At 74.8% G+C, this 23,760-nt stretch carries 20 protein-coding genes; 8 read left to right on the forward strand and 12 right to left on the reverse strand.

Annotated elements, in window-relative coordinates; genetic code table 11:
* Window positions 1-203: 203 nt before the first annotated feature.
* The 6 genes from ACIQVT_RS07075 to ACIQVT_RS07100 form a co-directional block, all read right to left on the reverse strand.
* Window positions 204-1,028: an ECF transporter S component gene (locus tag ACIQVT_RS07075; protein ID WP_403748770.1), complete on the reverse strand. Its 825-nt coding sequence runs from the start codon at window positions 1,026-1,028 to the stop codon at window positions 204-206.
* Complete coding sequence (locus ACIQVT_RS07080; protein ID WP_403748772.1) at window positions 1,025-2,764, reverse strand: ABC transporter ATP-binding protein; 1,740 nt, start codon at window positions 2,762-2,764, stop codon at window positions 1,025-1,027. The genes ACIQVT_RS07075 and ACIQVT_RS07080 overlap by 4 nt, the downstream gene beginning before the upstream one ends.
* Complete coding sequence (locus ACIQVT_RS07085) at window positions 2,761-3,936, reverse strand: CbiQ family ECF transporter T component (RefSeq protein ID WP_403748775.1); 1,176 nt, start codon at window positions 3,934-3,936, stop codon at window positions 2,761-2,763. The genes ACIQVT_RS07080 and ACIQVT_RS07085 overlap by 4 nt, the downstream gene beginning before the upstream one ends.
* Window positions 3,923-4,570 carry an SCO2322 family protein gene (locus ACIQVT_RS07090; RefSeq protein ID WP_403748777.1) on the reverse strand — a complete coding sequence of 216 codons (648 nt, stop codon included), beginning with the start codon at window positions 4,568-4,570 and terminating at the stop codon, window positions 3,923-3,925. The genes ACIQVT_RS07085 and ACIQVT_RS07090 overlap by 14 nt, the downstream gene beginning before the upstream one ends.
* Entirely contained in the window at window positions 4,567-5,784 is a 1,218-nt protein-coding gene (locus tag ACIQVT_RS07095) for a prenyltransferase/squalene oxidase repeat-containing protein (protein WP_403748780.1), read from the reverse strand. Before ACIQVT_RS07095 ends, ACIQVT_RS07090 begins: the two co-directional genes overlap by 4 nt.
* A gap of 397 nt (window positions 5,785-6,181) precedes the next feature.
* Entirely contained in the window at window positions 6,182-7,228 is a 1,047-nt protein-coding gene (locus ACIQVT_RS07100; RefSeq protein ID WP_403748784.1) for a hypothetical protein, read from the reverse strand.
* Between the two features lie 252 nt (window positions 7,229-7,480).
* Here ACIQVT_RS07100 and ACIQVT_RS07105 point away from each other — a divergent pair, with 252 nt between their 5' ends.
* From ACIQVT_RS07105 to ACIQVT_RS07125, 5 genes are all read left to right on the forward strand, one after another.
* Window positions 7,481-8,074, forward strand: a complete 594-nt coding sequence (locus ACIQVT_RS07105) for a helix-turn-helix domain-containing protein (protein ID WP_403748786.1) — start codon at window positions 7,481-7,483, stop codon at window positions 8,072-8,074.
* 735 nt (window positions 8,075-8,809) lie between these two features.
* Window positions 8,810-9,673, forward strand: a complete 864-nt coding sequence (locus ACIQVT_RS07110; protein ID WP_403748789.1) for a tetratricopeptide repeat protein — start codon at window positions 8,810-8,812, stop codon at window positions 9,671-9,673.
* A gap of 502 nt (window positions 9,674-10,175) precedes the next feature.
* A complete protein-coding gene (locus ACIQVT_RS07115) occupies window positions 10,176-11,588 on the forward strand; it encodes a glycosyltransferase family 4 protein (protein ID WP_403748791.1) in 1,413 nt (470 codons plus the stop codon).
* The gene (locus ACIQVT_RS07120) at window positions 11,582-12,346 is read left to right on the forward strand and encodes a class I SAM-dependent methyltransferase (protein ID WP_403748794.1); all 765 of its coding nucleotides are present in this window, start codon (window positions 11,582-11,584) and stop codon (window positions 12,344-12,346) included. The genes ACIQVT_RS07115 and ACIQVT_RS07120 overlap by 7 nt, the downstream gene beginning before the upstream one ends.
* Complete coding sequence (locus tag ACIQVT_RS07125) at window positions 12,343-13,413, forward strand: prenyltransferase/squalene oxidase repeat-containing protein (RefSeq protein WP_403748797.1); 1,071 nt, start codon at window positions 12,343-12,345, stop codon at window positions 13,411-13,413. The genes ACIQVT_RS07120 and ACIQVT_RS07125 overlap by 4 nt, the downstream gene beginning before the upstream one ends.
* 58 nt (window positions 13,414-13,471) lie before the next feature.
* Here ACIQVT_RS07125 and ACIQVT_RS07130 read toward each other — a convergent pair whose 3' ends face one another.
* Window positions 13,472-13,765, reverse strand: a complete 294-nt coding sequence (locus tag ACIQVT_RS07130; RefSeq protein ID WP_403748799.1) for a hypothetical protein — start codon at window positions 13,763-13,765, stop codon at window positions 13,472-13,474.
* Between the two features lie 127 nt (window positions 13,766-13,892).
* Here ACIQVT_RS07130 and ACIQVT_RS07135 point away from each other — a divergent pair, with 127 nt between their 5' ends.
* Window positions 13,893-14,468, forward strand: coding sequence for a hypothetical protein (locus ACIQVT_RS07135; RefSeq protein ID WP_403748802.1), 576 nt, complete (start codon window positions 13,893-13,895; stop codon window positions 14,466-14,468).
* A gap of 53 nt (window positions 14,469-14,521) precedes the next feature.
* Here ACIQVT_RS07135 and ACIQVT_RS07140 read toward each other — a convergent pair whose 3' ends face one another.
* The 4 genes from ACIQVT_RS07140 to ACIQVT_RS07155 form a co-directional block, all read right to left on the reverse strand.
* Window positions 14,522-15,328 carry a hypothetical protein gene (locus ACIQVT_RS07140; RefSeq protein ID WP_403749722.1) on the reverse strand — a complete coding sequence of 269 codons (807 nt, stop codon included), beginning with the start codon at window positions 15,326-15,328 and terminating at the stop codon, window positions 14,522-14,524.
* 83 nt (window positions 15,329-15,411) lie between these two features.
* The gene (locus tag ACIQVT_RS07145) at window positions 15,412-16,323 is read right to left on the reverse strand and encodes an N-acetylmuramoyl-L-alanine amidase (protein WP_403748805.1); all 912 of its coding nucleotides are present in this window, start codon (window positions 16,321-16,323) and stop codon (window positions 15,412-15,414) included.
* 21 nt (window positions 16,324-16,344) lie between these two features.
* On the reverse strand, window positions 16,345-16,995 hold the full coding sequence (locus ACIQVT_RS07150; RefSeq protein WP_403749725.1) for a class I SAM-dependent methyltransferase: 651 nt from the start codon (window positions 16,993-16,995) through the stop codon (window positions 16,345-16,347).
* Between the two features lie 656 nt (window positions 16,996-17,651).
* Window positions 17,652-19,394 carry an MFS transporter gene (locus tag ACIQVT_RS07155; protein ID WP_403748808.1) on the reverse strand — a complete coding sequence of 581 codons (1,743 nt, stop codon included), beginning with the start codon at window positions 19,392-19,394 and terminating at the stop codon, window positions 17,652-17,654.
* Window positions 19,395-19,746: 352 nt separating this feature from the next.
* Here ACIQVT_RS07155 and ACIQVT_RS07160 point away from each other — a divergent pair, with 352 nt between their 5' ends.
* Window positions 19,747-21,339, forward strand: a complete 1,593-nt coding sequence (locus ACIQVT_RS07160; RefSeq protein ID WP_403748810.1) for an alpha-L-arabinofuranosidase B — start codon at window positions 19,747-19,749, stop codon at window positions 21,337-21,339.
* On the opposite strand, the gene ACIQVT_RS07165 is transcribed toward ACIQVT_RS07160, so the two are convergent.
* The gene (locus ACIQVT_RS07165) at window positions 21,305-22,618 is read right to left on the reverse strand and encodes a sensor histidine kinase (protein WP_403748813.1); all 1,314 of its coding nucleotides are present in this window, start codon (window positions 22,616-22,618) and stop codon (window positions 21,305-21,307) included. The genes ACIQVT_RS07160 and ACIQVT_RS07165 overlap by 35 nt on opposite strands.
* A 185-nt stretch (window positions 22,619-22,803) precedes the next feature.
* On the opposite strand from ACIQVT_RS07165, the gene ACIQVT_RS07170 reads away from it, so the two are divergent.
* Window positions 22,804-23,727 carry a MaoC/PaaZ C-terminal domain-containing protein gene (locus ACIQVT_RS07170; RefSeq protein ID WP_403748816.1) on the forward strand — a complete coding sequence of 308 codons (924 nt, stop codon included), beginning with the start codon at window positions 22,804-22,806 and terminating at the stop codon, window positions 23,725-23,727.
* Window positions 23,728-23,760 lie beyond the last annotated feature (33 nt).

Here is a 23,760-nt window from a genome sequence, read left to right on the forward strand (position 1 = left end):
GAAACGAGTCCGCAATGACCCCTTTTACTAGTTGTGGCCGGATACGAGGCCGTGGGCGAGTCTGTGGCGTGGGTCTCAAAGCGCAGGTCAGAAGGGGTGCACGGAAGGATGTAACGGACAAATGGGACTACTGTCGCGCCTCGTAGGTGACGTGCGTCATGTGGGGTGCTTCACCGTCCCGCTCACCGTGCGGAGACGGCGCCTCACGCTTCGGGACCCTCGAATGTGACCGCGGTCTCGAACGCCGCCCGCCGCGTGGCCCGGCGCAGGGCGCGCAGCACCGCCGGACCGAGCGCCAGGGTCAGCACCACCGTGCACACCGCCCGGCCCAGGTCCCAGCCGAGCGAGGTGGCCAGGCAGTACGCGACGAAGCGGGCCAGGTTGGCGGCGACCGGCGCGTCCGCGTCGAAGGAGATGCCCGAGGCCGCCGCCCCCAGGAAGGGCCAGCCCGCCAGGTTCATGACCGTGCCGTAGGCGAAGGCCGCCAGGAAGCCGTAGCCGGCCAGCAGCAGCAGCTCTCCGCGACCGCGCAGCCGGACCGGGCCGGGGAGCAGTCCGGCGCCCATCGTGAACCAGCCCATCGCCAGCATCTGGAACGGCAGCCACGGCCCCACCCCGCCGGTGAGCAGCGCGGACGCGAACATCGTCACCGAGCCCAGGGAGAACCCGAACCCCGGGCCGAGCACCCGTCCGCTCAGCACCATCAGGAAGAACATCGGCTCCAGCCCCGCCGTCCCGGCGCCGATCGGCCGCAGCGCCGCCCCCGTCGCGGCCAGCACCCCCAGCATGGCCACGGCCTTCGGTCCGAGGTCCGACTCGGAGACCGTCGCCGCCACCACCGCCACCAGGAGCAGCAGCAGACCCGCGAACAGCCACGGCGCGTCCTGGGCGTGCGCGCCGAGCCCGGAGCCGGGCGGGGCGAGGAAGGGCCAGCCGAAGGCCGCCACACCCACCGCGCCGGTCAGCGCGAGCGCGCCGACGGAGCGGGGGCCGAGGCGGACGGCGCGCACCCGCGGGGCCCGGCTCACGCCAGGGCCTCCCGCACCTCGGACACCGTCAGCCACCGCTGCGGCGCGAGGATCTTCGTCACCTGCGGGGCGAACGACGGCGACGACACCACGATCTCGGCCGTCGGACCGTCGGCGATCACCTCGCCCTCGGCGAGCAGCACCACCCGGTGGGCCAGCTCGGCGGCGAGCTCCACGTCGTGGGTGGCCAGGACGATCGCGTGGCCCTCGGCCGCCAGCCCGCGCAGCACGGCCACCAGACGGCCCTTCGCCGCGTAGTCCAGGCCGCGCGTCGGCTCGTCCAGCAGGAGCAGGGGAGGGCGCGCGGTCAGGACGACGGCCAGGGCGAGCGCCAGGCACTGGCCCTCGGACAGATCGCGGGGGTGCGTGTCGTCCGCGATGCCCGGCAGCAGCTCCGAGACCAGCACCCGGCAGGTGCCGGGTGCCGCGCCCGCGTCCCGGTCGGCCGCCGCGCACTCGGCGGTCACCGTGTCCGCGTACAGCAGGTCGCGGGGTTCCTGCGGGACGAGGCCGACCTTGCGGACCAGCTCCCGGGGCGGGGTGCGGTGCGGGACGGCACCGCCGACGGTGACCGTGCCGGCACCGGGCGCCACGAGTCCGACGAGCGAGCCGAGCAGCGTGGACTTGCCGGCGCCGTTGCGTCCCATGAGGGCCACCGTCTCGCCCGGGGTCACGGTCAGGTCCACCCGCCGCAGCGCGTGCACACCGTCCCGGCGCACGGAGAGGCCGCGCACCTCGGCGACGCGCGTGACCGGCGGCACCGGGCCGGGGGAGGAGCGGCGGCGGAAGAAGGGGCGACGGGCGGCGGGCACGGCGGGCGCGGGGCGCCGCGACTGGGCGGGAACGGGAACGCCCGCGGTGACCGGCGTCTCGGAGGTGACCGTGGCCGTACCCGCGGTGGCGGTGGCGGTCGCGGTGGCGTCGCTCAGCCGGGCGCGCAGGCCGTCGGCACGGCGGCGGGCGTCCCGGACGGTCAGCGGCAGCGGGGACCAGCCGGCCAGCCGGCCCAGGTCGACCACCGGCGGGAACACCGGGGACACGGCCATCACCTCGGCCGGGGGACCGACGACCGGAGCCGCGCCGGGTGCCGGCAGCAGGACGACCCGGTCGGCGTACTGGATCACCCGCTCCAGGCGGTGTTCGGCCATCAGCACGGTCGTCCCCAGGTCGTGCACCAGCCGCTGCACCACGGCCAGCACCTCCTCCGCGGCGGCCGGGTCCAGCGCGGACGTCGGCTCGTCCAGGACCAGCACCCGCGGGTGCGGGGTGAGGACCGAGCCGATCGCGACGCGCTGGCGCTGCCCGCCGGACAGCGTGGCGATGGGCCGGCCCCGCAGCCCGGCCAGCCCGAGCAGGTCGAGGGTCTCCTCCACCCGGCGCCGCATCACCTCCGGCGCCAACCCCAACGACTCCATGCCGTAAGCGAGTTCGTCCTCCACGGTGTCCGTCACGAAGTGCGCGAGCGGATCCTGGCCCACCGTGCCGACCACGTCGGCCAGATGGCGCGGCCGGTGGGTGCGGGTGTCCCGGCCGGCCACCGTGACCCGGCCGCGCAGGGTGCCGCCGGTGAAGTGCGGCACCAGTCCGCTCACCGCGCCCAGCACCGTCGACTTGCCCACCCCGGACGGACCGGCCAGCAGGACCAGTTCACCCTCGGGCACCTCGAAGTCGACGCCGGTGACGGTGGGTCGGGCCGCGCCGTCGTACGTCACGCCGACCTCCTCGAAGCGGATCACGACGGCTCCCTGGGGACGGCGAAGGCGGGCAGCAGGGCGAACAGGGCGGCAGCGGCGGGCAGGACGGGCAGTCCGGGCGCGACCAGGGGCACGACCCCCGGGTGCAGCGCCCCCGGATCCCGGACGGAGGCGAGCGTGAGCAGTCCGGCCACCGCGGCACCGGAACCCGCGACCAGCCAGGCGCGCGCACCCCACGGGTCCGGGCGGTACCGGGTCCGCGGGGAGCGCCGGCCGCCCAGCCGCAGCCCCGCGAGCGCGGCGACCACCCCCGAGCCCAGCACCGGTAGGCCGTACGTGCCGCCCTCGGCCGTCAGCAGCCCGTACGTCCCCGCGCACACGCCCAGCAGTCCGCCGAGGGTGAGCGCGGCGGTCGTACGGCGGACCCGGGCGGGCACCTCGGCGGTACGGCCGTAGCCGCGCGCCTCCATCGCGGCGGCCAGCGCCACGGAACGTTCCAACGCGCCCTCCAGGACCGGCAGTCCGACCTGGAACAGGCCCCGTACACCCCGGTCGGGACGGCCGCGCAGCCGGCGGGCGGCACGCAGCCGCCGCACGTCGGCCACGAGGTGCGGCGCGAAGGTGAGCGCGACGACCACCGCCACGCCCGTCTCGTACAGCGCGCCGGGCAGGGACTTCAGCAGGCGGGCCGGGGCGGCCAGCGCGTTCGCCGCGCCGACACAGATCAGCAGGGCGGCGAGCTTCAGCCCGTCGTACGCGGCGAACACGACCGCCTCCGCGGTGACCCGGCCGCCCAGGCGGATGCCCTGCGCCCAGTGCGGCAGCGGGACCTCGGGGAGGGTGAGGAGGGTGTGGGTGCCGGGGATGGGGGAGCCGAGCGCCACCGCGAAGAAGAGCCGGAGGAGGACGACGGCGAGCCCTAGCCGTGCGAAGGCGGCGTACGAGCGGGCCCAGGGCGCGGACGTACGGTGCGTCGCCACGACGTAGCCGGAGGCGGCGATGAGGAGGCCGAGGAGGAGCGGATTGGTGGTGCGGCTCGCGGCGACCCCGACCCCGAGGGCCCACGCCCACCAGGCCCCGGGGTGCAGGACACCGCCACCGGACCACGACGCCGGCCCCGACCCCGTCCCCTCGGGGGCGCGGGGCACCGCGCGGCCGGCCTCGACGCGCCCGCGAGTCGCCCCGCGCCGCCTTCCGGTCTCAGCCGGCGTCATCGCGTCGCCGCTTGGTCCGCCACACGGCGGCCCCCGCCAGCGCGGCGACCACCGCCGCGCCGATCGGCAGCCCCAGCGAGGGCCCGCCGTCGGACGCCTCCCCTCCGCCGTCGGACGCCGTGCCGCCGCCGGCGGAGGTCTGCTCGCCGCAGCCCTTCCGCGGGTACCCGGCGATGGCACACAGCAGGGCGTTGGTGTCGTAGCGCAGCGGTTTCGCCGCGGCGGCCAGCGCGTCGGCCGTCGTGGCGTCCGGCGCCACCCGCGCGCACGCCGTACGCGGCGCCGGCGGGTGCTCGCCGGACGGCGCGTCCGCCGGGGTGCCGAAGTCGAGGACCAGGCCCACCCGTTTCGTACCGGGTTTCGCGGGCGTCCCCGCGCACACCGCGGCGAAGTCCGCCGTACCGCGCGGCCGGCTGGCGTCCGCGGAGTCCGCGCTCACCGCGAACCGGAAGCCCTGCACGCCGCCGTCGTCGGGGCGGACGGACGCGGGACCCTGCGTGGCGTACGCCCAGTGCCCCCCGGTCCGCTCCCAGAACGACCAGTAGCGGTAGCCGGTGGCACCGGCCGGCCCGGCGGAGCAGGACAGCAGGGCCACGGCGACGAGCACCGGCACGGCACGGCGGACGGCGGTCACGGCTGCCGCTTCTTCCGGCCGCTCAGCAGGAAACCGATCCCGATGCCCGCGACGAGACCGACGCCGACGATCCACCAGACGCCGGTGCCGGAGTCCTTCTCGTCGGACGCCGGCGAGTCCGCCGCGGAGTCCATGTGCGGGGCCGGGCCGAGCGCGTTCAGGGAGCGGACCAGGCTGGTGCCGCCGAAGTCGCCCGGCTGCTCCCCGGCCGCGTGCGCGGCGAGGACGAGCTGCGCGTACGCGGCCGGGCCGCTCTGCGTCGCCCACCGGCCGGCGTGCTTCTCCAGCCAGGCGTACGCCGTGCGGGCCGCGCCGGTCCGGCCGTCCGCGGCGAGCGCGACCACGGCGTCGGCGGTGTTGCCGAAGTCGGGTTGGTCCTTGGCACCGGGCAGCGTGGACCGCAGGTGGCCCGTCTTCGCGACGGCCGCCGCGAGGTACGCGCCCGCGTTGTCGGCCACCTGCGTCCGGGTGAGGTGGCCGCTCCCGGTGCAGCCGTCCTTCGCCGGGGCCTTGCCGGCGCCGGTGACGAAGCCCTTGCCGAGGGCGCCGAGCAGGCCGGCCGCGGTGGCGTCCGCGTTGGCGAGCAACTTGCCCTTCTTGTCGGGCTGGAAGGCGAGGGCGCCACCGCCGCCCTGGTCGCAGGGGACGGACCAGGCGGGCAGCGCGTCGTAGGGGGACCGGCCGGACCGGCGGACACCGGCCGGGTCGGTGCCGGCCGCGGCCAGCGCGCCGATGACGACGGAGGTGGAGTTGGTGTCGCTGGGGGCGCCCGGGTAGTAACCCCAGCCGCCGTCCTTGTTCTGCACGGACTTCAGCCAGCCGACGGCCTTCCCGGCCGCGCCGCCGCGTCCGCCGACCGCAGCGAGGGCCTGGACGGCGGCGGCCGTGCTGTTGGTGTCCAGCTTGACCTTGCTGTCGCAGGCCGTGCCGGGGGTGGCGCGGAACGCGGCGAACCCGCCGTTCGCGCACTGCTGGCCGGTGAGCCAGTCCACCGCCGCGGCGGCGGGGCGGTAGCCGAGGGTGCGCTGGGCGACCAGCGTCAGGGACTGCCGCCACACGCCGTCCCACGTCGGGTCACCCTTGCCGTACAGCCCGGACGGGACCGTCACCCGGGGCGACGGCGCGGACGGGGACGGGTCGGCGGCCGTGGCGGGCGCGGCGGCGGCCAGCACGCCTACGGCGGCGAGGGCCGCGGCACTGCGGCGGACGTTCATGGTCGGCGACTGCCTCTCCTGCGGGGAGCCGGCAGCGCGGGTCACCCCCGGGCGGCGCGGCTCCGTAGAACTCGACGGTGCCGTGCGCGGCGGGCCGCCGGCGCACGGGAGCCGGTCAACGTCCCGCCCGGGGCGGTCCGGCGCACCGTCGGAGGACGGTGCGCGGACAGGGGTGTCCCCCCGCCCGGGCCAAGTCGGGGGCGTGGGAAGGGACGACGCCGGAAATGCACCGGCTTCCCCCCGTACGGGTGTGATGACGACCCCGCCACTGTACCGGCCGCCCCGCGCGGGCCGAGGGGTGGCCGTGGGCACGTACCCGCGGTGACCGGGGTCACGGTGATGAGGGGGACGCGGGGGACGCCGAAGGCAGCGGGGGCGGCCGTGGCCCGGCGGCGGGCTACGCCGCGTACGTGTCCGTCGCCGGGGCCACCGTCGCGCTCAGGTGGCGGGCCATGCGGCGCAGCGCCTCCTCGCACCGCGCGGGGTCCTCGCCCGTGGCCACCCAGTGCGCGAGCCGGTCGGTGACGTCCGCGTGCGCGGCGGCCGTCACCGGGTCACCGGGTCGCCGGGTGAGGACCATGCGTTCCGCGGCCGGCTCGTCGGCGGCGCCCGGATCCAGGCGCAGGTCGGTCAGGACGCCGGTGGCCGCCGGGTAGGCGAACTGGACGGCGGCGGCCCGCTGCCGGGTCGGCGTCAGTTCCGGCAGCCGGCCCGTGGCCAGGGTGGCGGCGGCCCCGGCGAGATCGACGCCGGTGGCCTGTTCCACCAGCAGCGACACCAGGTCGCCGGGCAGGTGCGGGGCGACGCCGGCGACACGGGGACCGCGGTCGGTCAGCCGCAGGGTGACGTGCGCGACGGTGTGGGTCAGCCCGAGCACCCGCACGGTCCGCTCCACGCACTGGCGCAGGAACCGGTTGTGCAGGAGGCCGTCATGGGCGTGGACGCAGTGCCGCAACGCGCGCCGGGCGGGCGGCGGACCCGTCGTCGTACGGGTGAGGGCGACGATGCGGATCTCGTCGTCGAGGACGACCGTCTCGGCGGAGACGAGCGGCCCCTCCGTGTCCTCGGGACCGGCCGGCGCGATCCGGTGCCGCAGCAGCAGCGCCCGCAGCGCGTCGGGGTCGGCGCAGGCCGCGGCCGTCTCGTACGGCGGACCGGGCAGCCCCAGCCGGGGGGCGATGCGCGCGGCGGTCGTCAGGTGCTCCGCGGACCAGGTCAGCAGGCCGCCGACCGGGCGCCGGGCCGCGTACCGCATCACCGTGTCGGCGGTCTGCGCCTCGCGGGCCGGGTCGGCCGCGAGGTGGCCGGCCAGGTACGGGCGCGCCCAGGCGGGCGGGTCCGGGTCGACCAGGACGACCGGGTGGGCGGCGGCGATCCGTGCCAACGGGAACTCACCGCAGGTGTCCCGCTGTCCGGCCCCGAGGAGGAGGACGGGCTGCGCCATGGGTGCCTGGTCCTTCCTCGACGGCGAAGGCGGACGAGAAACACCCCGGGTGCCGCTCCCCCATCGGCGGCACCCGGGGCGGGTCAGATCTTGCTCTCTGTTGCGTGATCCTCACCCACCGCACCCTCAACTGTCAACGATAGCTGCGCACTTCCGCAGGGAGTGTTGCCATGTCTGGTCGGCGCACGGGTCACACGGGTAGCCTCGCGTCAGCCCAGCCGTCGAACGGACGACACGCCCAGGGGGACCTCGGTGAGTGACGCCTACGCCTCGCTGGCCGAAGTCCTGCGACGGCTCGGCGAGCTGACCGGCCGGCCCGGCCGCCTGCCGGAGGTCCTCGACGTGACCGGCCTCTCCTACCGCACCGGCATCCCCGCCACAACCGTCGTCGAACTCCTCGGCGGCGGGCCGGGATCCGAGCAGTGCCTGGCCCAACGGGTGCGCCAACGGCTCGACTTCATCCGGGAGACCCGGCGCCGGCCCGACGGCAAGCGGTACTCCCTGGACGAGCTGGCGCGGATCGCCGGGACCAGCCGGCAGTGGCTCAGCGAGTGGCGCAAGAGCGGCATGCCGAGCCTGGAGCACGCCGACCGGTTACGCCGGTTCTTCGGCCTGTCCGCGGGCTTCTTCACCGCGGACGAACCGGAGGCGCTGCACGAGGCGCTCCAGCCGGTGCTCCAGGGGCTGGAGGCCGAGGCCGACCCGCTGCTGCGGCTGCGCGAGAGCGGTTTGGTGCGGCTGGCCGCCCGCGCCCCGCAGATGAACCCCCGCCAGCTCGCCACCCTGGCCGACCTGGCCGAGATGATCATCTCCTCGGAGCGCGCCAAGGACACCGGACGCGCCTGAGCCCCCCGAGCCCCTGCACCGGACCACACCGCCCGGCCGGCCCACCCCCTCGAACGGCCCCCGCGTCTCGCCGGGTGGTCCGGTGCGGGGACCGGACCACCCCGGGTGCGTCGCGGTGGTGGGCGTCCCCCTCGGGTGGGGTCCGCTGTCCACGCGCTGCGTCGCGGTGGTGGGCTTCCGTGGCCGTCGAGGCGCCGCGCGCATCACGGGATCGGTCCCGCCCGTCCGCGGTCCTGGGTCCTGGGTGCTGGGGGCCGGGGTCCGTCGTCCGTGCGCCGCGCCGCCATCGCCGGCGGGCTTCGCCGCGGGTGTCGTCGCCAAGGCCTTCCCGGCGTCACGTGGCCCGGCTCTGCGCCCCCTGTACCTCGGCGGAGCCTGGCGGGCCACCCGGGGTGCGTCGCGCGCGGCATCGCGGTGGTGAGCGCCCCCCGAGCGGCTGAGGCCCCTCGCCCACGCGTCCTCGCCCGGCGCGGCACGGCGCCCCCTGGGTCCCGCCGCGGAGCCCGGCGGAGCGCTCGCTGATGGGCCTCCTCGTGGCCGTCGAGGCCGCCGCGCGCCACAGGGTCGGGGCGCGCCCGTCGGTGTCCGTGGGGCCGGAGTGCGTCGGTCTCGCGGTGCGTCGCCGCCCTCCCGGGGGTGCCCGACCAGGTCCGGCGCCCCCCGCGCGGACGTCCGAGGGGGCGGGGTAGGCTCCTGCGGTTCCGACGGGTACCGACCGGAGTGGGGAAGGCAAGCGTGCGTGAGTCCGAGGCCGAGCAGCTGATCGAGCGGGCGTACCGGGCGTGGGACGCCGAGGAGTGGCTGACCGCCGTCGGACTGCTGGAACGGGTGCTCGCCCACTTCCCCGACGAGGAGGCGAGCGGGGGATGGTGGTACGACGCCGCCCTCGGCCACAAGTTCCTGCGGAACTGGGCGAAGGCCTGCGAGCTGGGCCGGGAGGCCGCCGCCCGCGCCCCGCGCGGTGAGGGCGACCCGGCGTACTGGAACCTGGGCATCGCGGCCACCGTCCAGCGTGACTGGGCCACCGCGCGCCAGGCCTGGGAGGGGTTCGGGATCACCCTGCCCGCGGGGGACGGCCCGGTCGAGGCCCGTCTCGGGCCGGCCTGTGTGCGGCTGGACACCGGCGGGCAGCGGGAGGTGGTGTGGATCGACCGGCTCTGCCCGACCCGGGGCCGGGTGATGAACGTGCCGGTGACCGCCGGCCGCCGGTACGGCGAGGTCGTGGTGCACGACGGCGAGCCGACGGGCCGCCGCGTGGTGGACGGCCACGCCTACCCGGTCTTCGACGAACTGCTGCTCCTCGAACCGTCCGGCCTGCCCACGCTCACGGTGACGGTGCACGCGGCCGAGGCCACCGACGTGGAGGCGCTGGTCGAGCTGTTCGGCCGGCGCGAGTACGGGGCCGAGCCGGCGAGCGGGTTCGAGCTGCTGTGCTCCTGCTGTAGCGCGGGCACGGTGGAGCGGGGGCGGGACAGTCATGCCGGCACCCAGCGGGTCTCCCTGGCCGCCCCGCCGCGGGAGGCCCGCCGCCTGCTGGAGGAGTGGGCGGGCCTGCGGGCACCCGGGCGGAGCTGGAAGGACCTGGCGCCGGCCGGCTGACAGCGCCGGCCACTCGTACCACCGTGTCGGCAAATGGTGTGAATTGGCGGGTTCTGGCAGCGTGGCCCGGACTATGCTGGAGACAGCCTACGAGGCGAGTGAGGGAGTCCAACCGGAGTAGCCGACTACGGCGGAGGCGCAGGCATCCGCCGGGGCCGACGGCGACGGTAGGTCTGAGAGGCCGCACGGCAGCAGCCAGGCCGGCCGGCGACCCCCAGTACCTGATCCGGACGATACCGGCGAAGGGAACCCGTCTCGTAGGCGCTTCCGTGCGCCCGCGCGGATCCGGCCCCCCGGCGCGCGACGCGGCGGGGGGCCTCCCGCGGCGCGGCCGGAACAGCGGGGCGGCGCCGCGCGCCGTGGCGCGAATCACCTGATCCACTGCTCACCGCGCTACTACCTGCCGGTAGATTCAGAGCCTCCTGAACGATCAATGCGGAACTTGTTCCAGATCAGCTCCCGCCGTAGTGTCGCGGGCAGTGCAGTCAGAAGGGGGCACGGAGTGACCGCTGAGGCCCGGAAAGCGGGTACCGGCCAGGAACCCGTTGCCGGTGGGGGTCCCTCCCGATCGAGCGCGGCCGGGGACGATCGACCGCTCCGCATCGCTCTGCTCACCTACAAGGGGAACCCGTTCTGCGGCGGGCAGGGCGTCTACGTGCGCCACCTCTCGCGCGAGCTGACCCGCCTCGGCCACCGGGTCGAGGTCATCGGCTCGCAGCCGTACCCCGTCCTGGACGACGGCGGCGCGCACCTCTCCCTCACCGAGCTGCCCAGCCTCGACCTGTACCGCCAGCCCGACCCCTTCCGCACCCCGGGACGGGACGAGTACCGGGACTGGATCGACGCCCTGGAAGTGGCGACCATGTGGACCGGCGGCTTCCCGGAGCCGCTGACCTTCTCCCTGCGCGCCCGCCGTCATCTACGCGCCCGGCGCGGTGACTTCGACGTCGTCCACGACAACCAGACCCTCGGCTACGGCCTGCTGGGCGACATCGGCGCGCCCCTGGTGACGACGATCCACCACCCCATCACCGTCGACCGGCAGCTCGAACTGGACGCGGCCGACACCTGGCAGCGCCGCTACTCGGTGCGCCGCTGGTACGCCTTCACCCGCATGCAGAAGCGGGTCGCCCGCAGACTGCCCTCCGTCCTCACCGTCTCCGGCAGCTCCCGGCAGGAGATCGTGGACCACCTCGGCGTCCGCGACGACCGCGTCCACGTCGTCCACATCGGCGCCGACACCGACCTGTTCGCGCCGGACCCCGCCGTGCCCGAGGTTCCCGGACGCATCGTCACCACCTCCAGCGCCGACGTGCCCCTCAAGGGCCTGGTGTTCCTGGTGGAGGCGCTCGCCAAGCTGCGCACCGAACAGCCGGCCGCCCACCTCGTCGTCGTCGGCAAGCGCCCGCAGGAGGGCCCGGTCGCCCAGGCCCTGGAGCGGTACGGCCTCCACGACGCCGTCGAGTTCGTCAAGGGCATCTCCGACGCCGAACTGGTCGATCTGATCCGCTCCGCCCAGGTGGCCTGCGTGCCCTCCCTGTACGAGGGGTTCTCCCTGCCCGCCGCCGAGGCCATGGCCACCGGCACCCCGCTGCTCGCCACCACCGGCGGCGCGATCCCCGAGGTCGCCGGCCGGGACGGCGAGACCTGCCTGGCCGTACCGCCCGGCGACGCGGGCGCCCTCGCCGCCGGTCTCGGCCGGCTGCTCGGCGACCCGGCGCTGCGGACCCGGCTCGGCGCGGCCGGCCGCCGGCGGGTGCTCGCCCACTTCACCTGGGCCCGGGCCGCCGAGGGCACCGTGGCCCGCTACCGCGAGGCCATCGCCCGCTCCGGCGGCCCGCGCCCCGAGCCGCAGCACCCCGGCCGCCCCGCGGCCACCACAGGCGTCTACACCGAAAGCAGGGCCACGTGCTGACCGTCGACTTCTCCCGGTTCCCGATCGCCCCGGGCGACCGAGTCCTGGACCTCGGCTGCGGGGCCGGCCGGCACGCCTTCGAGTGCTACCGGCGCGGCGCCCAGGTCGTCGCGCTGGACCGGAACGCCGAGGAGATCCGCGAGGTCGCCAAGTGGTTCGCGGCGATGCGGGAGGCCGGGGAGGCCCCCGAGGGCGCCACCGCCACCGCCATGGAGGGCGACGCCCTCGCCCTGCCCTTCCCCGACGACTCCTTCGACGTCGTCGTCATCTCCGAGGTGATGGAGCACATCCCCGACGACAAGGGCGTGCTCGCCGAGATGGTCCGCGTGCTCCGGCCCGGCGGCCGGATCGCCGTCACCGTGCCCCGCTACGGCCCGGAGAAGGTGTGCTGGACGCTGTCCGACGCCTACCACGAGGTAGAGGGCGGCCACATCCGCATCTACAAGGCCGACGAACTGGTCGCCAAGGTCCGCGAGGCCGGCCTGAAGCCGTACGGCAGCCACCACGCGCACGCCCTGCACTCGCCGTACTGGTGGCTGAAGTGCGCGTTCGGCGTGGACAACGACCAGGCGCTGCCGGTGCGGGCGTACCACAAGCTGCTGGTCTGGGACATCATGAAGAAGCCGCTCGCCACCCGCCTGGCCGAACGGGCCCTGAACCCGGTCATCGGCAAGAGCTTCGTCGTCTACGCCACCAAGCCGCACCTGCCGCGCCTGGCCGACGCGGGCACCGGGGCCACCGAGGCGGCCGCCAAGTGACCACCCCCCGGACAGAACACCTCGTCCTGCCCGGGGTCCTCACCGCCGAGCAGGCCGCCGCGACCGTCCGCGGCATCCTCGCCGTGCAGCGGGAGGACGGCGCGCTGCCGTGGTTCCGCGGGCACCACTTGGACCCGTGGGACCACACCGAGGCCGCCATGGCCCTGGACGCGGCGGGCGAGCACGAGGCCGCCGAACGGGCCTACGACTGGCTCGCCGAGCACCAGAACGAGGACGGCTCCTGGTACGCCGCCTACGCCGACGGCGCCCACGACGACGTCACCGACCGCGCCCGCGAGTCCAACTTCGTCGCCTACATAGCCGTCGGCGTCTGGCATCACTACCTGTCCACCGGCGACGACCTGTTCCTGGACCGGATGTGGCCGACCGTCCACGCGGCCGTGGAATGGGTGCTGCGGCTACAGCAGCCCGGCGGAGAGATCGGCTGGCGCCGCGACGACGACGGCACCCCGGCGACGGACGCCCTGCTCACCGGCAGCTCCTCCGTCCACCACGCCCTCAGGTGCGCGCTCGCCATCGCCGAGGAACGCGAAGAACCCCAGCCGGACTGGGAGTTGGCCGTGGGCGCGCTGCGCCACGCGATAGGCCGGCACCCCGAGCGCTTCCTCGACAAGAACCGCTACTCGATGGACTGGTATTACCCGGTCCTCGGCGGCGCGCTGACCGGCGAGGCGGCCAGGGCACGCATCGAGGAGTCCTGGGACCGGTTCGTCGTCCCCGGCCTGGGCGTGCGCTGCGTGGTCCCCAACCCCTGGGTGACCGGCGGCGAGTCCAGCGAACTCGCCCTGGCCCTGTGGGCGGTGGGGGAGTCGGACCGCGCCCTGGAGATCCTCCAGTGGATCCAGCACCTGCGGGACCCGGACAGCGGGCTGTACTGGACGGGCTACGTCTACGAGGACGACGCCGTCTGGCCGCGCGAGCTGACCACCTGGACGGCGGGCTCCCTGCTGCTGGCCGTCGCCGCGCTGGGCGGGCACGAGGCCACCTGCGCGGTCTTCAGCGGGCAGCACCTGCCGACCGGCCTCGCTCCCGACTGCTGCGACTGACCTCCCGGCCGGCCGCACACGCCTCGACCGGGGGCGTGCGCGACCGGCCGGGACGGCGTCAGTGCCGGCTCATGCGGTTGGCGATGGCGTGGCCCACGAAGAGGTAGACGACCGCGGCCAGACCGTACCCGGCGACCACCCGGGCCCACGCCTCGTCGAAGGTGAACAGGTCGTGCGACCAGCCTGCCAGCCAGGAGGCCGCGTCATGGACGAACTGCACCAGGCTGTTGGCCCGGTTCGCGTCCAACAGGTACATCAGGATCCACAGGCCGAGGATGAAGGCCATGACGTCGGCGACGATCGCTATGACCGTCCCGGCCTGATTCGCACCGTGGCGATATCTAGGGGACATGCCTTGCGGATTGCCGGGCGCCGGGCGGTGAAACCCGGACGGCGCCCCCCGGGTGGCGCGGTGCGGCGACCCGGGGCAGGCTGCCGGAGGAAGCCAACCGCTCGGGGAGACACGTCCGGAGGATCCCGTGCCCGTACCGATGCGGCGCCTCGCCGTGGCGCTCACCCTGTGCTGCGCGCTGCTCGCCGGCTCCACCGCCTGCGGAAGCGACGCGAAGAGCACGACGAAGAGCGGCGCGGCGACCCAGGCCGCCCCCGCCGCCGAGAGTGCCACCCCGAGCCCCAGCACCTCCGCGGAGAAACGCAAGTTCGCCAAGACGCGGTTCGTGGTGGACGCGGGTCTCGCCGCGGGCGCCACCTACCAGTGGATCGTGAAGCCCTGGAAGGCCGGCAAGTTCCGCAAGGGCGCGCACGGCCGCACCGCGGCCCTGGTGAAGGCCGGCCTCGCCGGTACCTTCGCCTACAACCGGCTGAAGGCCGCCAAGAAGAACGCCCAGGCCGACCCGGCGCTCTCCAAGGCCCTCGCCCCACTGGCCGCCGGCATCGAGTCGCTGAAGGGCCTGCCGTCCAAGCTCCGCAAGGGTGACGAGGGCGCGGCCGGCTCCTTCGACGACATCATCAACAAGGTCAAGGACGCGGGGAAGAGCGCGGGCGCCCCGGTGAAGGACCAGGTGCCCTCGACGTCCCAGCTCTCCCAGGGCTGACGCCGACGGCCCCCCGCCACGGGGGCGGGGGGCCGTCGGTACGGGGGTGCGGCTCAGCCGCGCTGGATGCCCGAGCTGTCCTGGAGCACACCGCGGCGGCCGTCCTGGGTCTGCGCGACCAGGGCGGCACCGCGCTGCTCGACGGCCAGGTACCAGGTGCCCGGCGTCAGTTCGGCGATCTGGTTGGGCGAACCGTCCTCCGCGAACAGCGGACGGGCCGCCGGCACGGCGAACCAGAACGGGGAGAAGTCCCCGGCCGGGGGCTGCGCCGCCGGAGCGCCCTGCGCCGGGGCCGGCTGCTGCTGCCCGAACGGCTGGCCCGGCTGCGGCTGGGCGCCGTACGGCTGCTGCGGCTGGGCGCCCGGGTAGCCGTAACCACCGGGCGGCTGGGCGCCGTAGGGCTGCGGGGCGGCCGGCTTGGGGGCCGGGATCAGGGCGGCCTGGAGGGCGGGCACCAGCGGCGTGGCGATGGCACCCGCGGCCAGCAGCAGGGCACCGATGAGCCCCAGCACCAGGCCGGCGCCCGCGCCGACGTCGAACCTGTCGAAGTCGTCGAAGGCGCCCAGCGGGTCGAGGATCGACCAGAACGCCGTCCAGGCGGCGAACACCGCGAGGGCGACGCCGACCTGGCCGAGTTCGAGGCCGGCGACCTTGCGCGGCTGCGGCAGCGCGCGGGCGAGGACGATCAGGACCGCACCGATGATGCCGCCGACGTACATGCTCATCACCAGGCCCAGGTTGTCCCAGGCGTTGGTGTTGTCGCTGCCGGTGTCGAACGTGTCGAGAAACGACGCGATGAACAGCACCACCGCTGCTCCGATCACCACGCCGTCGCCTCTAGTGAGGGAGCGGATATTCACTTCAGGTCCTTCGTAGGTCGTCTCGTCGTCGGTAGACACTATCGTCCGCAAAATCCGGCCGTACGGCCGGTTCCGCCCGCCGGTCACGACTGACGCAGGAACCCCACGATCCCCTCGGAGATCCCCCGCGCAGCCTTCTGCCGCCAGGCGCCACTGGTCAGCAGTGCCGCGTCCTTGCTATCGCGCATGTTGCCGCACTCGAGGAACACCTTGGGAACCGTTGACAGATTGAGACCGCCCAGGTCCGTGCGCGTGACCAGACCGGTACCTCCGCCCAGGTAGTTGGAGGGCGGCTCGCCCGTCGACCGCAGGAAGGCGCCCGCGATGCGCGTCCCCAGGTCGTGCGAGGGGCCCACGATGGCACGGGTGTCGGCCGCGCCGGCGTGCACGGACCCGGGCAGGATGACGTGGAAGCCCCGGTTGCCGGCCGCGGAACCGTCGGCGTGCAGGGAGACGGCCGCGTCCGCGTGCGCGGTGTTCCCGATCCGCGCCCGCTCGTCCACGCACGGCCCCCACTCCCGGCCGCCCTCGTCGTGCGTCAACTTCACGGTGGCGCCCCGCCGTTCCAGCAGCGCCCGCAGCCGGTGCGCCAGGTCCAGGGTGAACCGGGCCTCCGCGTAACCGTCGTTGGTGGAGGTGCCGGTGGTGTCGCACTCCTTGCGGTGGTTGCCGATGTCCACCGTGCGGCCGATCTCGGCCGTGTGCCGGAAGTTGCCGGGGTTGTGCCCCGGGTCGATGACGACGACCTTGCCCCGGAGCGAATCCGTGCCGGACGGTGCGGCCGTGACCGGCGGGGAGGAGGACACCGCCGAGCGGCGCGGGACCGGGCCGGGGGCGGCCGTACCGTCGTGGCCGCCGGGACCGCCGCCCACCGCCTCGTACACCAGCCAGCCGAGCAGCGCGCCGGGCACGAGCGCGGCGAGCGCCACGGTCAGCGGGCCGCGCCGGGGCCGGCGGGACTGCGGAGGATCGAGGTCGGGGCCTGCGTACGACACGTCTGCGACTCTAACCCGGGCTCAGACCCCCGTGCCCGTCCGCCGCAGGACGCGCAGCGAGCCGGTCGCCGACACCTCGGTGAACGCCCCCGAGCCCAGCGCCCGCAGGTACACGCGGTACGGGGCCTGGCCGGTGAACTCGTCCTCGGGGTCCGGGAAGACGTCGTGGATGACGAGCAGTCCGCCCTCGGCGACGTGCGGCGCCCAGCCCTCGTAGTCGGCGCCGGCGTGCTCGTCGGTGTGGCCGCCGTCGACGAAGACCAGCCCGAGCGGGGAGTTCCAGATCCGCGCGATCTGCGGGGAGCGGCCGACGAGGGCGATCACATGCTCCTCCAGGCCCGCCCGGAACAGCGTGCGCCGGAAGGTGGGGAGCGTGTCCATCAGGCCGATCTCGGGGTCGACCGTCTCCGGGTCGTGGTAGTCCCAGCCGGGCTGCTGCTCCTCGCTGCCCCGGTGGTGGTCGACGGTCAGCACAGCGATCCCGGCCGCGCGGGCCGCGTCGGCGAGCAGCACGGTGGAGCGCCCGCAGTACGTGCCGACCTCCAGCAGCGGCAGCCCCAGCCGCCCCGCCTCCACCGCCGCCGCGTACAGCGCCAGCCCCTCGTCCACGGGCATGAACCCCTTGGCCCCCTCGAACGCGGCCAGGATCTCGGGACGGGGCACGGCGGCCATGCTCAACCTCTCGCTCACACAACGTTCCCCCCATGCTCCCCCACCCCCCACCCCACCCCGACAGGGGGTACACCCAAGGACAGGGGTTCGACGGCCCCCTGAGGGGCGCGGGGAACTGCGCGCTCAACCACGACGCGGCCGCACCCGCCGTCCGCCCCTCCGTGGCACCCGGGTAGAGCTCTCGCCCACCCCGGCAGGCCCTCGCGGGGAACTGCGCGCTCAACCACGACGCGGCCGCACCCGCCGTCCACCCCTCCGTGGCACCCGGGTAGAGCTCTCGCCCGCCCCGGCAGGCCCTCGCGGGGAACTGCGCGCCCAGCCACGACGCAGCCGCACCCGCCGTCCGCCCCTCCGTGGCACCCCGGTAGAGCTCTCGCCCACCCCGGCAGGCCCTCGCGGGGAACTGCGCGCTCAACCACGACGCGGCCGCGCCGCCGTCCGCCCCTCCGTGGCACCCCGGTAGAGCTCTCGCCCGCCCCGGCAGGCCCTCGCGGGGAACTGCGCGCCCAGCCACGACGTGGCCGCGCCGCCGTCCGCCCCTCCGTGGCACCCCGGTAGAGCTCTCGCCCGCCCCGGCAGGCCCTCGCGGGGAACTGCGCGCCCAGCCACGACGCGGCCGCGCCGCAGACCACCCCTCCGTGGCACCCGGTGACGCGCTACACGCCGAGCGCAGCGCCCGGCAGCGCCAGGTCCACGTCGACCGCCCGCTCCTCACCGGGGTGGCTCGCGGACGATGCCAGCGGCCCGTGCCCGGACGCCTTGGCGGCGAGCACGTACGCACCCTCCGCGGGCACGGCGAGGGAGTACGAGCCGTCCTCGGCGGACACCGTGGCCCCCGCCTGCCGGCCCCGGCGGTCGATCAGGGTGACGGTGGCCCGGGCGACCGGCGTGCCGTCGGCACCCAGCACCCGCCCACGGAACCCGCGCAGCGCCTGCTCGACGCGTTCGAGGTTCGTGTCCTCCTCGCTGCTCGCGCGCAGCTGCGTGTGCTGGGCGGGCCGCGCGGCCTTCGGCAGGAAGAGGGCGAGCAGCAGGCCGACCGCGACGGCGACCGTGGCGATCAGGAAGGAGACGCGGAACCCGTGCATGGTCGGGACGGCGACGCCGCCCACGTTGTCGGCCGTGTTGGCGAGCACCATGCCGATGACGGCACTGGAGACCGACGTGCCGATGGACCGCATCAGGGTGTTCAGGCCGTTGGCGGCGCCGGTCTCCGAGGCCGGCACCGCGCCGACGATGAGCGCGGGCAGCGAGGAGTAGGCGAGGCCGATGCCCGCGCCGAGGACCACGGAGGTGATGATCGTCTGCCAGGCCGCGTCCATCAGGCCGAGGCCGCCGCCGTACCCGACGGCGATGATCAGCATGCCGAGGATGAGGGTGACCTTGGGGCCGTACCGGGCGGACAGGCGGGCGTAGACCGGGGCGGTGAACATCATCGTCAGGCCCAGCGGGGCCACGCACAGGCCCGCGACGACCATGGACCGGCCGAGGCCGTAACCGGTCGCGGTGGGCAGCTGGAGCAGCTGGGGCAGGACCAGGGAGACCACGTAGAAGCTGACGCCGACCATGATGGAGGCGAGGTTGGTGAGCAGCACCTCGCGGCGGGCGGTGGTGCGCAGGTCGACCAGGGGCGCCGGGATGCGCAGCTCGTACACGCCCCACAGCAGCAGGACGGCGACGGCCGCGGCGAACAGGCCGAGCGTCGTGCCCGAGGACCAGCCCCAGTCGCTGCCCTTGGTGATGGGGAGCAGCAGGAGGACCAGGCCGGCGGAGAGGCCGGCCGCGCCGAGCACGTCGAAGGTGCCGCGGGCGCGCATCGGGGACTCGGGGACGACGAGGAGGGTCAGCGCGATGGCGAGCGCGCCGAGGCCGGCGGCGCCGTAGAACAGGGCGTGCCAGTCGGAGTGCTGGGCGACCAGGGCCGCGGCCGGCAGGGCGAGGCCGCCGCCCACGCCGATGGAGGAGCTCATCAGCGCCATGGCCGAGCCGAGCTTCTCGCGGGGCAGCATGTCGCGCATCAGGCCGATGCCGAGGGGTATCGCGCCCATGGCGAAGCCCTGGAGGGTACGGCCGACGATCATGATGATCAGGTCGCTGGTGAGGGCGCTGATCAGGGCGCCGACCACCATCACGGCGAGGCTGAACACCAGCATGCGCCGCTTGCCGTACAGGTCGCCGAGCCGGCCCATGATCGGCGTGGCGACGGCACCGGACAGGAGCGTCGAGGTGAGCACCCAGGTGGCGTTGGTGGGGGCGGTGCCGAGCAGCTGCGGCAGGTCCTTGATGACCGGCACGAGCAGGGTCTGCATCACCGCGACCACGATCCCCGCGAAGGCGAGCACCGGGACCACGGCTCCGCTCGCTCCCCGGGCGGGCTGGTCGGTCGTCGTGTCTGTCATGGGGTGAGGCCTTCCGCGTGTCATAAGTGCTGCGTAAACCTCGTATGCACGGGCAACTATTCCGTTGCTTCGGGCCTCTAATGATTTCTTGACCGAGCCATGGGTTTCTGACGCGCCGTCAGGCAGCGGGGGTCGGTTAAAGACTCTCCCTCGTCCCGTGCGGCGGGGGTTGACGCCTCTTGACCGTACGCAAACAATCGCCCCTGCCGTCCCGGCGCCCCCGAACCACTTCCCGCCGGACAGCTGCGCAGCACTGCTCGAACATGGTTCGACATACCGAACGGAAGAGACCGACCGAACGGACCGCAGGACCCCACGACCCGCACTGCCCCCGACGAACACGAGGTGCACCGTGCTCCGCCGAACCCCACAGACCCCACAGACCCCGCGAACCCCCCGCACGCCCCGGCGCGTGCGGACCGCGCTGCTGTCCGTCCTCGCCGTCTGCGCCGGCCTCGCCGCCCTGCTCCTCGGCACCGGTGCGCCCCCGGCCGCGGCCGCCGGCTCCCTGCCGTGCGACATCTACGGCGCCGCGGGCACCCCCTGCGTCGCCGCGCACAGCCTGACCCGGGCGCTGTACGGGTCGTACGGCGGCCCGCTCTACCAGGTGCGGCGGGCCTCGGACGGGGCGAGTGCGAAGATCACCCCGCTCTCCGCCGGCGGGTACGCCGACGCCGCCGCCCAGGACTCCTTCTGTTCCCGTACGACCTGTGTCGTCACCGAGATCTACGACCAGTCCCCGCGCCACAACGACCTCACCGTCGAGGGCGCGGGCGGCGCCGGCGCGGCCGACGTGGCGGCGCCCGCGGACGCCCTGCCGGTCACCGCCGGCGGCCACCAGGTCTACGGCCTGGAGATCTCCGCCGGCATGGGCTACCGGGACAACTCCACCTCGGGCGTCGCCGTGAACGGACAGGCCGAGGGGATGTACATGGTCACCTCCGGCACCCACGTCAACAACCGCTGCTGCTTCGACTACGGCAACGCCGAGACCAACAACCTGGACACCGGCAACGGCCACATGGACGCCATCAACTTCGGCACCGAGTGCTGGTTCGCGCCCTGTTACGGGCAGGGGCCCTGGGTGCAGGCCGATCTGGAGAACGGCCTGTTCCAGTCCGACGCCGGGTACAGCAGGAACACGGCGAACACCGGGACCGGAGCGCTGCCGTTCGTGACCGCGCTGCTGAAGAACAACGGGCAGAACCACTTCGCGCTGAAGTACGGCAATGCTCGGTCAGGCGGGCTGACGACCACCTACTCCGGTGGTGAGCCGACCGCGAGCGGCTACTCGCCGATGCACCAGGAGGGCGCGATCGTCCTCGGCACCGGCGGCGACAACAGCAACGGCTCCATCGGGTCCTTCTTCGAGGGCGTCATGACCTCCGGCATCCCCACCGACGCCGCCGACGCCGCCGTCCAGGCCGACATCGTCTCCGTCGGATACGGCGGCCCGACCGGCAGCGCCGGCACACTGAACCCCGGCTCGGAGATCTCGCTGCGCGCCACCACCGCCTGCTGCACCACCGAGTACGTCCGCCACCAGAACGACGTGGCCGTCACCTCCCCGGTGACGTCGAGCAGTTCCGCCCTCGACAAGGACGACGCCACCTGGATCGTGCGCCGCGGTCTCGCCGACGCGTCCTGCGTCTCCTTCGAGTCGCGCAACTACCCCGGTGACTTCCTGCGCCACTTCGACTACCGGCTCCACCGGCAGCCCATGGACGGCACCGCCCAGTTCCGGGCCGACGCCACCTTCTGCCCGCAGGCCGGCAGGAGCGGCACCGGCACCTCGTTCGCCTCGTACAACTATCCGACGCGCTACCTGCGCCACTACAACCACACGCTCTACATAGCGAGCGACGGCGGACCGAACGACTTCGACAGCGCCACCTCCTGGGCCGCCGACGTCAGCTGGGCGACCGGCTCTCCCTGGGCGCCGTAGCCGCCGCCGGGGCGGGTCCGTCGGCGAGGACGGGGAGCCGCGCGGTGACCGTGAAACCGCCGCGCGGTGCCGGGCCGGCCGTGAGGGACCCGGCCGCCGCCGCGAGGCGTTCGGACAGTCCCTTCAGCCCCGTCCCGCCCACACGTCGCCCGGCCCCCTCACCGGCACCGACACCGGCATCGGCCCCCGTGCCGGTGCCGGTGCCGTTGTCGGTGACCGTCAGCCGGGCCCCCTCGGAGGTACTCTCCACGGTGATCTCGCAGCGGGTCGCGCGGCTGTGCCGGACGACGTTGGTCACCGCCTCGCGCACCACCCAGCCGAGCAGCGCCTCGCTCTGCGGGTCGAGCGGCGTCCCGGACCGGTGGACCACCGGCTCCACGCTCGCCGCGGACAGCGCCGACCGCGCCCGGGTCAGCTCGGTGGCCATACTGCCCTCGCGGTACCCGGTCACCGCCTCGCGTATCTCGGTGAGCGCCTGCCGGCCCACCGCCTCGATGTCCGTGACCTGCGCCAGCGCCGCGTCGAGGTTCCGGGGGGCCAGCCGCCGGGCCGCCTCCGACTTCACCACGATCACCGACAGGGTGTGCCCGAGCAGGTCGTGCAGGTCGCGGGAGAACCGCAGCCGCTCCTTCTCCACCGCCTGCCGCGCCAGTTCCTCGCGGGCGGCCCGCAACTCCCTTACCACCTCGGACAGTCCGAGGATCGCGGCGGTCACCACGCTGGAGATGACGGTGGCGTACCCGATGCTCGACGCCTCGTCCCAGCCGTCCCGCCAGTAGGCGATCGCACCGGCGTACAGCGCGAGCAGCAGCCCCGCGCGGCCCAGCAGCGGACCGCGCAGACAGGCGCCGGCCGCGAGGCCCAGCAGCGGGAAGAGCACCAGCCAGTCACCGCCGTACGCGAGGGCCAGGCCGCTGGTGAGCAGGCCCATCAGGCCGAGCGCCACCCGGGTGGACAGCGCCTCGCGTCGGCACCGGTCGAAGGAGCGGAAGGTGACGTACACGTACAGGGCGGCGAAGAGCAGCAGGCTCGGACCGCAGACCCACCCGTTCGGACTCTCGCCCTGGAGGACGTCGGAGACCGGCCCCGCGCCCGTCAGCAGCCAGGGCAGCAGGACGAAGCCGGTGGGCGGCGGGCCCGCGTGGTCGTCACCGGGCGCCCCGCCGGTCCGCCGCCCGGTCCGCCGCGCCGCCCCGGGGCCCTCGCGCTCCGCCCACCGGCGGCGCTGTTCCGCCCGCCCGTCCGCCGTCCCGCTGCGCGGTGTGCGCCACCATGTCATCCCTGTCGTCCCCCGGTCACGTCGTTCCCGCCGTACGGCGGTCGACGCACAGCGTAAGGATCGACGGTAAGGAGCCGGGTCCGGCCGGCGGCGGACGCGCACCCACCGTGCCGGACGGTACGGACACCACGGCCGGCGCCCGGAGCTGACGTAGCGTCGTGCCAGACCCCACCGACGGGAGCCGCATGCCCATCGACGCCGCCCTCGCCCTCGCCGCCGCCCCCCGGTCCGGCGAGATCTCCTGGACGCCCGGGGACGTCCAGCTCTACCACCTCGGCATCGGGGCCGGCGCCGACCCCGGCAAGGCCGACCCCGCAACCGACCCGGACGAGCTGCGCTACACCCTGGAGTCCCGGCTGCACGTCCTGCCGAGCTTCGCCACCGTCGCCGGCGGTGGCCCGCCCGGCGTCATCCGCGCACTGTCCGTGCCGGGCGTCGACGTCGGCCTGGCCCGGGTCCTGCACGCCGGCCAGGACCTGACGACGCACCGGCCGGTCCCCGCCTCGGGCACCGCCACCGCCACCAGCCGCGTCACCGCCGTGTACGACAGGGGCGAGGCGGCCGTCCTCGTGCTGCGCACCGAAGTCACCGACGCCGAAGGCCCGTTGTGGACGGAGGACGCCCGGGTCTTCGTGCGGGGCGAGGGCGGCCGGGGCGGCGGCCGCGGACCCGTGTCCCGGCCGGACCCGCCCGTCGGAGTACCGGACCGGACCGTCGAACGCCCCGTCCGCCCCGACCAGGCCCTCCTGTACCGGCTCTCCGGTGACCTCAACCCCCTGCACGCGGACCCGGAGTTCGCCCGGCTCGCCGGCTTCGACCGGCCGGTCCTGCACGGCCTGTGCACCTACGGCATCACCCTCAAGGCCGTCGTGGACACGCTGCTCGGCGGTGACGTGGGCCGGGTACGCGGCTACGGCGCCCGGTTCACCGGTGTGGTCTACCCCGGGGACACCCTGCGCGTGCGGATGTGGCGCGGGGAGGACCGGGTGCGGGTCGTCGTGGACGCCGCCGGGCGGGGCGCCACGGTGCTCACCGGCACGGTCGGGCACGTCCGGGGCCGGGGGCGGCGGGTTCCGGGCCGATACGACGAGGAGGGGCGCTCGTCGTGACGAGCGCCCCTCCGTCTCCTGCCGTTCCCTGCC

Origin of the sequence: Streptomyces sp. NPDC100445, from assembly GCF_044759735.1 — a bacterium.
GTDB lineage: Bacteria > Actinomycetota > Actinomycetes > Streptomycetales > Streptomycetaceae > Streptomyces.

What these genes read in the sequence shown, in the direction of transcription:
- ACIQVT_RS07155 (WP_403748808.1), bottom strand. Translation starts at nt 19,394, where the DNA reads ATGACAGACACGACGACCGACCAGCCCGCCCGGGGAGCGAGCGGAGCC.
- ACIQVT_RS07085 (WP_403748775.1), bottom strand. Translation starts at nt 3,936, where the DNA reads ATGACGCCGGCTGAGACCGGAAGGCGGCGCGGGGCGACTCGCGGGCGC.
- ACIQVT_RS07165 (WP_403748813.1), bottom strand. Translation starts at nt 22,618, where the DNA reads ATGACATGGTGGCGCACACCGCGCAGCGGGACGGCGGACGGGCGGGCG.
- ACIQVT_RS07100 (WP_403748784.1), bottom strand. Translation starts at nt 7,228, where the DNA reads ATGGCGCAGCCCGTCCTCCTCCTCGGGGCCGGACAGCGGGACACCTGC.
- ACIQVT_RS07095 (WP_403748780.1), bottom strand. Translation starts at nt 5,784, where the DNA reads ATGAACGTCCGCCGCAGTGCCGCGGCCCTCGCCGCCGTAGGCGTGCTG.
- ACIQVT_RS07150 (WP_403749725.1), bottom strand. Translation starts at nt 16,995, where the DNA reads ATGGCCGCCGTGCCCCGTCCCGAGATCCTGGCCGCGTTCGAGGGGGCC.
- ACIQVT_RS07130 (WP_403748799.1), bottom strand. Translation starts at nt 13,765, where the DNA reads ATGTCCCCTAGATATCGCCACGGTGCGAATCAGGCCGGGACGGTCATA.
- ACIQVT_RS07170 (WP_403748816.1), top strand. Translation starts at nt 22,804, where the DNA reads ATGCCCATCGACGCCGCCCTCGCCCTCGCCGCCGCCCCCCGGTCCGGC.